We start from the raw sequence: 5,943 nt of genomic DNA, 5'->3' as shown, positions 1-5,943 counted from the left end.
GCACCGGGGGTCAGGGTGGCCAAGGGCTGGGTGGTGGCTCAAGCGGTGGCGCCGGCTCAGACGGTATCGCGGGCGCCGCCGGACAATCCGGCCCAGACGGCTGACCCGCCCCGTCCAAGGAATTGGCTTCGCCGTTGCGCCCGCAAAACGGACTGTGCGCGGGACAGCCGGACGCTCCACTGGCCATGGCGCAATGCGAATGCCGATGTGACGCAGCGCGGCAGACATTGCGCTGCAAAACCGGGAGAAGCCAACGCACCTATACGGCAACCGCGCGGGTCCGGCCGCCATAGCGGTCACTAGGCTTGCCGCCTGTGATCACCCGGATGTCCCAGCTGTTCCTGCGCACCCTGCGTGACGACCCCGCCGACGCCGAAGTGCCCAGCCACAAACTGCTGATCAGAGCCGGATATGTCCGGCCCGTCGCGCCGGGACTCTACAGCTGGCTGCCGCTGGGGCTGCGGGTACTGCGCAACATCGAGCGGGTCGTCCGCGAAGAGATGAACGCCATCGGCGGGCAGGAGATCTTGTTTCCCGCGCTGTTGCCACGAGCGCCCTACCAGACCACCAACCGGTGGACCGAATACGGCGACAGTGTTTTCCGGCTGCAGGACCGCCGCGGCAATGACTACTTGCTCGGGCCGACACACGAGGAGCTGTTCACCCTGACCGTGAAGGGCGAATACAACTCCTACAAAGATTTTCCGCTGGTCCTGTATCAAATTCAGAACAAATACCGCGACGAAGCCCGCCCGCGCGCCGGCATCCTGCGGGTCCGCGAATTCGTGATGAAGGACTCGTACTCCTTCGACATCGACAGCGCCGGCCTGAAGGCCGCCTACCACGCACACCGTGAGGCCTACCAGCGCATCTTCGAGCGGCTGCAAGTGCGCTACGTCATCGTCTCGGCGGTCTCGGGCGCCATGGGCGGCAGCGCCTCCGAAGAGTTCCTGGCCGAAAGCCCGGTCGGAGAGGACACCTTCGTCCGGTGTCCGGAGTCGGGTTATGCCGCCAACGTCGAAGCCGTCATCACCGCGCGCCCGGAGACCCGACCGATCGATGGACAACCCGAAGCGGTGGTCCACGACACCGGCGACACCCCGACCATCGCCACACTGGTCGCCTGGGCCAACCAGGCCGACCTGGGCCGTACGGTGACCGCCGCGGACACCCTGAAGAACGTCCTGGTCAAAGTCCGCCAACCCGGCAAGGACTGGGAGCTGCTGGCCATCGGAGTGCCCGGCGACCGCGAGGTCGACGACAAGAGGTTGAGCGCGGCCCTGGAACCGGCCGAATACGCCTTGCTCGACGACGACGACTTTGCCAGATACCCGTTCCTGGTCAAGGGCTACATCGGACCTAAGGCATTGCGCGACAACAATATTCGCTATCTGGTCGACCCGCGGGTGGTAGATGGCAGCAGCTGGATCACCGGGGCGGACGAACCAGGCCGGCATGTCGTCGGCCTGATTGCGGGTCGTGATTTCACCGCTGACGGCACCATCGAGGCTGCCGAGGTGCGCGAAGGCGATCCCTCTCCGGACGGTGCTGGCTCGCTCGTCATGGCGCGCGGCATCGAGATCGGACACATCTTCCAGCTCGGCCAGAAATACACCGACGCTTTCAGCGCCGACGTGCTCGGCGAAGACGGCAAGCCGGTACGGCTGACCATGGGCTCCTATGGCATTGGGGTATCGCGGCTGGTCGCCGTCGTCGCCGAACAACACCACGACGAGCTGGGCTTGCGCTGGCCGCCGGCGATCGCGCCGTTCGATGTTCACCTGGTGATCGCCAACAAGGACGCGGAGGCGCGCACCGGAGCCGTCGCACTGGCCGCCGAACTGGATCAACTGGGGGTCGGGGTGCTGCTCGACGACCGTCAGGCCTCGCCCGGTGTCAAGTTCAAGGACGCCGAACTGCTGGGAATGCCCAAGATAGTCGTGGTGGGGCGCGGCTGGGCGGATGGCGTGGTCGAGCTGCGCGACCGGTTCACCGGTCAGACCCGCGCGCTGGCCGCTGGCGCCTCGCTGGCAACCGATATCGCGGCAGCCATCAGCGGTTAGCTATTCGTTGCCGCCCGGGAACGAAGCCGTGATCGGCCAGGCTCCCAGGACCTTGTTCCACCGGGCGGCCATCACCGCGCTCTGGGTCAAAGCCGTCGACGCGAACGCCCGGTCATCGGCTGTCTCGGCATGCTCGACGACGGCACGCCACGCGGTCGCGCCGTCGTTCTCCATGCGCGCGGCCAGCCGAGCCGCATCGGCTGGGCTGCCCACGTCATTGGGCAACTGGTAACCCGCCGCGGCCACCGGCGCGGCGACCTTGCGGGCGGCCAGCATCGCGATGACGTCGTCACGGCGTTGGCGATGTTGGTTCAACGCTTCTACCACCAAGTCGTTGACGCTGGGCGGCGAGAGCGCCGACACAATGCCATACCCGTAGATGGTCGCGTGCTCGACGGCGAGGGCGTCGCTCAGCGCCGCGGTGTCGGCATCTTTGCCGGCGGGCGACCGTTTGGGGCTGGCCCCGAAGCTCGGTTCGGACGAGGTCATATGGAGGGTCCCCCGGGCATCAGGGCCACCGTGTAGGACGCCGTACAGGAAGCGGCGATGGAGGCGAGCAGACCCGCGCGGTAGCCCGATGAGGTGGCAACCAGGCGACTGGCGTCCTCGGCCGACTTGCGCAGCGAATCCACCACGTCGGACACCGGCGGTGGCGGTGGCGGGGGTTCGGTGCCCGTGGGGCTGGGGCTGGCGCTCGAGCTACTCGTTTCGCTGGTGGCGGACACCAGCTTGCCCGCGGCTCGGGCGATCTCGGTGGCCAGGGCCCGGGCATGCGCGCCGCGTTGGCTGGCCACCACCGTCAGCGCAGCGGCGACCTGCGGTGGATTGCCGATTGCGGCCGCGGCGGCCGACGCCAGCGCGCTGTCGCGTCGGGCCTGCTCCAAGGGCGCCAGGAGCTCATCGACCGCGGGCGGTTTGGGGGCGGACTCGCCGCAGGCGGACACGACCACCCCGAGTGCCGCGAGAGCGGCACCGCCGGCGAGCACGCCCCGCCTGTTGACGACAGGTACTGCTCTTGGCACAGCAACATCCTGCCATCACCAACGAGCTGCGCACGACAAGGGAGGACCACGATCCGGGGAGGTGAAACCTCCACGACCTGATCACGACGGCATCGGCGGTTCCTGGCGTATCGTGGATAGCTGGTTCCCTGTGGATCGCCGACGATTGGGCGCCGGCGGGCCGGGGGAACCGCCCTGGCAGCGAAATCCGCCAGATGACCGGACAACTCAAGATGAGGAGCTCGCCGTGACCACCGGGCTACCTTCGCAGACGCAGGTGATCGAGCTACTCGGTGGGGCATTTGCGTGCGCCGGCTACGAGATCGAGGACGTGGTCATCGACACCCGCGCCCACCCACCGCGGATCACGGTGGTCGCCGATGGCGACGCCGCACTCGACCTGGACACCATCGCCGCCCTGTCGCGCTCCGCGTCGGCTTTGCTGGACGGCCTGGACACCATCCGCGACAGGTACGTTCTCGAAGTCAGCTCGCCCGGTGTCGAACGACCGCTGACCAGCGAAAAACACTTCCGCCGCGCCCGCGGTCGCAAGGTCGAACTCGAATTGTCCGACGGATCCCGGCTGACCGGCCGGGTCGGCGAACTGACCGGTGACACCGTGGCGCTGGTGGTCCGGCAGGGCCGGGACTGGGCGGTGCGCCAGATTCCACTGGCGCAGGTCCTGAAAGCTGTTGTCCAAGTGGAGTTTTCACCGCCGGCCCGAGCCGAGCTCGAATTGGCGACGGCGGGCGGGGCCGCTGGTACGGAGGCCGAATCATGAACATCGACATGGCCGCGCTGCACGCGATTGAGGTCGACCGGGGTATCTCGGTCAACGAATTGCTCGAAACCATCAAATCCGCGCTGCTCAGCGCCTACCGGCACACCCAGGGTCACCAGACCGACGCTCGCATCGAGATCGACCGTAAGAGCGGCGTCGTCCGGGTGATCGCCCGTGAGCTGGACGACGAGGGAAACCTCATCAGCGAATGGGATGACACCCCGGAGGGTTTCGGCCGCATCGCGGCGACGACAGCTCGTCAGGTGATGTTGCAGCGATTCCGCGACGCCGAGAACGAGCGCACATACGGCGAGTTCTCGACCCGGGAGGGTGAGATTGTCGCGGGTGTGATTCAGCGCGACAGCAGGGCCAACGCCCGCGGTCTGGTAATCGTCCGGATGGGAAGCGAGACCAAGGCCTCCGAGGGCGTGATCCCCGCCGCCGAACAGGTCCCCGGCGAGAGTTACGAGCACGGCAACCGGCTGCGTTGTTACGTGGTCGGCGTGAGCCGTGGTGCCCGCGAGCCGCTGATCACGTTGTCGCGCACCCACCCCAACCTGGTACGCAAGCTGTTCTCCCTGGAAGTTCCCGAGATTGCCGACGGGTCGGTGGAGATCGTTGCGGTGGCTCGCGAGGCCGGCCATCGGTCCAAGATCGCGGTGCGCTCGAACGTCCCGGGTCTCAATGCCAAAGGTGCCTGCATCGGCCCCATGGGCCAGCGGGTGCGCAACGTGATGAGCGAACTGTCCGGCGAGAAGATCGACATCATCGACTACGACGAGGATCCCGCGCGCTTCGTGGCCAACGCGTTGTCGCCCGCGAAGGTGGTCTCGGTGTCGGTGATCGACCAGAATGCGCGGGCCGCCCGCGTGGTGGTGCCCGACTTCCAGTTGTCGCTGGCAATCGGTAAGGAGGGGCAGAACGCGCGGCTGGCCGCTCGGCTCACCGGATGGCGCATCGACATCCGCGGCGATTCACCGGGACACCCGGCGGGTCACCCTGAGCAGGGCGCCAGCCGCGGAATGGCACACGATCGCTAGCGTCGGCGTCGGAACCATAACGCCATCCCCGGGTGGTTCTGGCGGCCGGTTCGGTGACGCTAGACTTAGCCGTGATCCAGCGCGAGCCTTCGGTGGCGGCGCACAGATGTTCCGACCGTCCCAGCGGACCGGTGCGGACGTGCGTCGGGTGCCGGAAGCGAGAGTTGGCCGTCGAACTGCTTCGAGTGGTGGCTGAGTCAACGGGGAACGGCAACTACGCCGTGATCGTTGACCTAAGCAGAAGGCTGCCGGGGCGGGGTGCATGGCTGCATCCCGAACCGCAGTGCCTACAACAAGCAATTCGGCGGAGGGCTTTCACCAGAGCGCTGCGCATCACCGGTGCGCCGGATATCTCAGCGGTGGTCGAACACATCAGTGGATTTCCCACTGAGCAACAGAACAGGCAGCAACGAACATGAGCACACCGTGAAGTCCCGATGACAATGTGTCATAGCTAAACCCGAGGCGCGGCCTACAACTGTCGTCGCCTCATAGACAGGAGATGTAGTGGCAGGTAAGGCCCGCGTACACGAGTTGGCCAAGGAACTCGGTGTTACCAGCAAGGAAGTGCTCGCCCGACTGAGTGAACAGGGCGAATTCGTCAAATCCGCATCGTCGACAGTAGAAGCGCCGGTCGCCCGCCGGCTGCGTGAATCGTTCGGTGGCGCCAAGCCGGCCCCCGAAAAGGCCCCCGCCAAGGGCCCGGAGAAAGGCCCCGATCGGGCTGTCGCCAAGGCCCCCGTGGCCGGACCGGGCACAGATGGTGGCAAAGCCGCAGACCAGTCCCTTGACCAAGCCCTCGACAAGGCGATTGCCAAGGCGGCCGGCAACGGCGCGCCGACGGCCGTCACACCCGATAGGGCCGCCGACTCGGGCAACACAGCAACTTCGCCCACCCGAGCCACGCCCCGCCCGCCGGCTGCCACCGCGACTCCCGCGCCTCCGAAGGCGCCGCAACCCGGACAACCGGTGACGCCGCCGCCGGGACAGCCCAGCTCCCCGGCGCCCCACCCCGGCATGGCTCCCGGCGCGCGTCCCGGTCCGGCTCCCAAGCCCGG

General features: G+C 67.3%; 7 protein-coding genes. 5 read left to right on the top strand and 2 right to left on the bottom strand.

The window, feature by feature from the left end:
- Positions 1-314: 314 nt before the first annotated feature.
- Complete coding sequence (locus tag BST40_RS27040) at positions 315-2,063, top strand: proline--tRNA ligase (RefSeq protein ID WP_075549883.1); 1,749 nt, start codon at positions 315-317, stop codon at positions 2,061-2,063.
- Here BST40_RS27040 and BST40_RS27035 read toward each other — a convergent pair whose 3' ends face one another.
- Both BST40_RS27035 and BST40_RS27030 read right to left on the bottom strand, forming a co-directional pair.
- Positions 2,064-2,552 (bottom strand): ferritin-like domain-containing protein, encoded by a 489-nt coding sequence (locus BST40_RS27035; RefSeq protein WP_075549882.1) that lies wholly within the window; start codon positions 2,550-2,552, stop codon positions 2,064-2,066. It abuts the gene before it with no gap.
- The gene (locus BST40_RS27030) at positions 2,549-3,085 is read right to left on the bottom strand and encodes a hypothetical protein (RefSeq protein WP_075549881.1); all 537 of its coding nucleotides are present in this window, start codon (positions 3,083-3,085) and stop codon (positions 2,549-2,551) included. The genes BST40_RS27035 and BST40_RS27030 overlap by 4 nt, the downstream gene beginning before the upstream one ends.
- 226 nt (positions 3,086-3,311) lie before the next feature.
- Between BST40_RS27030 and rimP the strand changes: the two genes are divergently transcribed.
- From rimP to BST40_RS27010, 4 genes are all read left to right on the top strand, one after another.
- Positions 3,312-3,845, top strand: a complete 534-nt coding sequence (gene rimP, locus BST40_RS27025; protein WP_075549880.1) for a ribosome maturation factor RimP — start codon at positions 3,312-3,314, stop codon at positions 3,843-3,845.
- The gene (gene nusA, locus BST40_RS27020; RefSeq protein ID WP_075549879.1) at positions 3,842-4,885 is read left to right on the top strand and encodes a transcription termination factor NusA; all 1,044 of its coding nucleotides are present in this window, start codon (positions 3,842-3,844) and stop codon (positions 4,883-4,885) included. The genes rimP and nusA overlap by 4 nt, the downstream gene beginning before the upstream one ends.
- Before the next feature lie 32 nt (positions 4,886-4,917).
- Positions 4,918-5,304 carry a YlxR family protein gene (locus tag BST40_RS27015; protein ID WP_420891044.1) on the top strand — a complete coding sequence of 129 codons (387 nt, stop codon included), beginning with the start codon at positions 4,918-4,920 and terminating at the stop codon, positions 5,302-5,304.
- 88 nt (positions 5,305-5,392) lie between these two features.
- A partial coding sequence (locus BST40_RS27010; RefSeq protein WP_208618938.1) for a translation initiation factor IF-2 N-terminal domain-containing protein occupies positions 5,393-5,943 on the top strand: 551 nt, incomplete at its 3' end.

It is taken from the genome of Mycobacterium persicum, from assembly GCF_002086675.1.
GTDB lineage: Bacteria > Actinomycetota > Actinomycetes > Mycobacteriales > Mycobacteriaceae > Mycobacterium > Mycobacterium persicum.
Note: the sequence above shows the minus strand (reverse complement) of the source record. Positions and strands in the feature narration are given on the sequence as shown.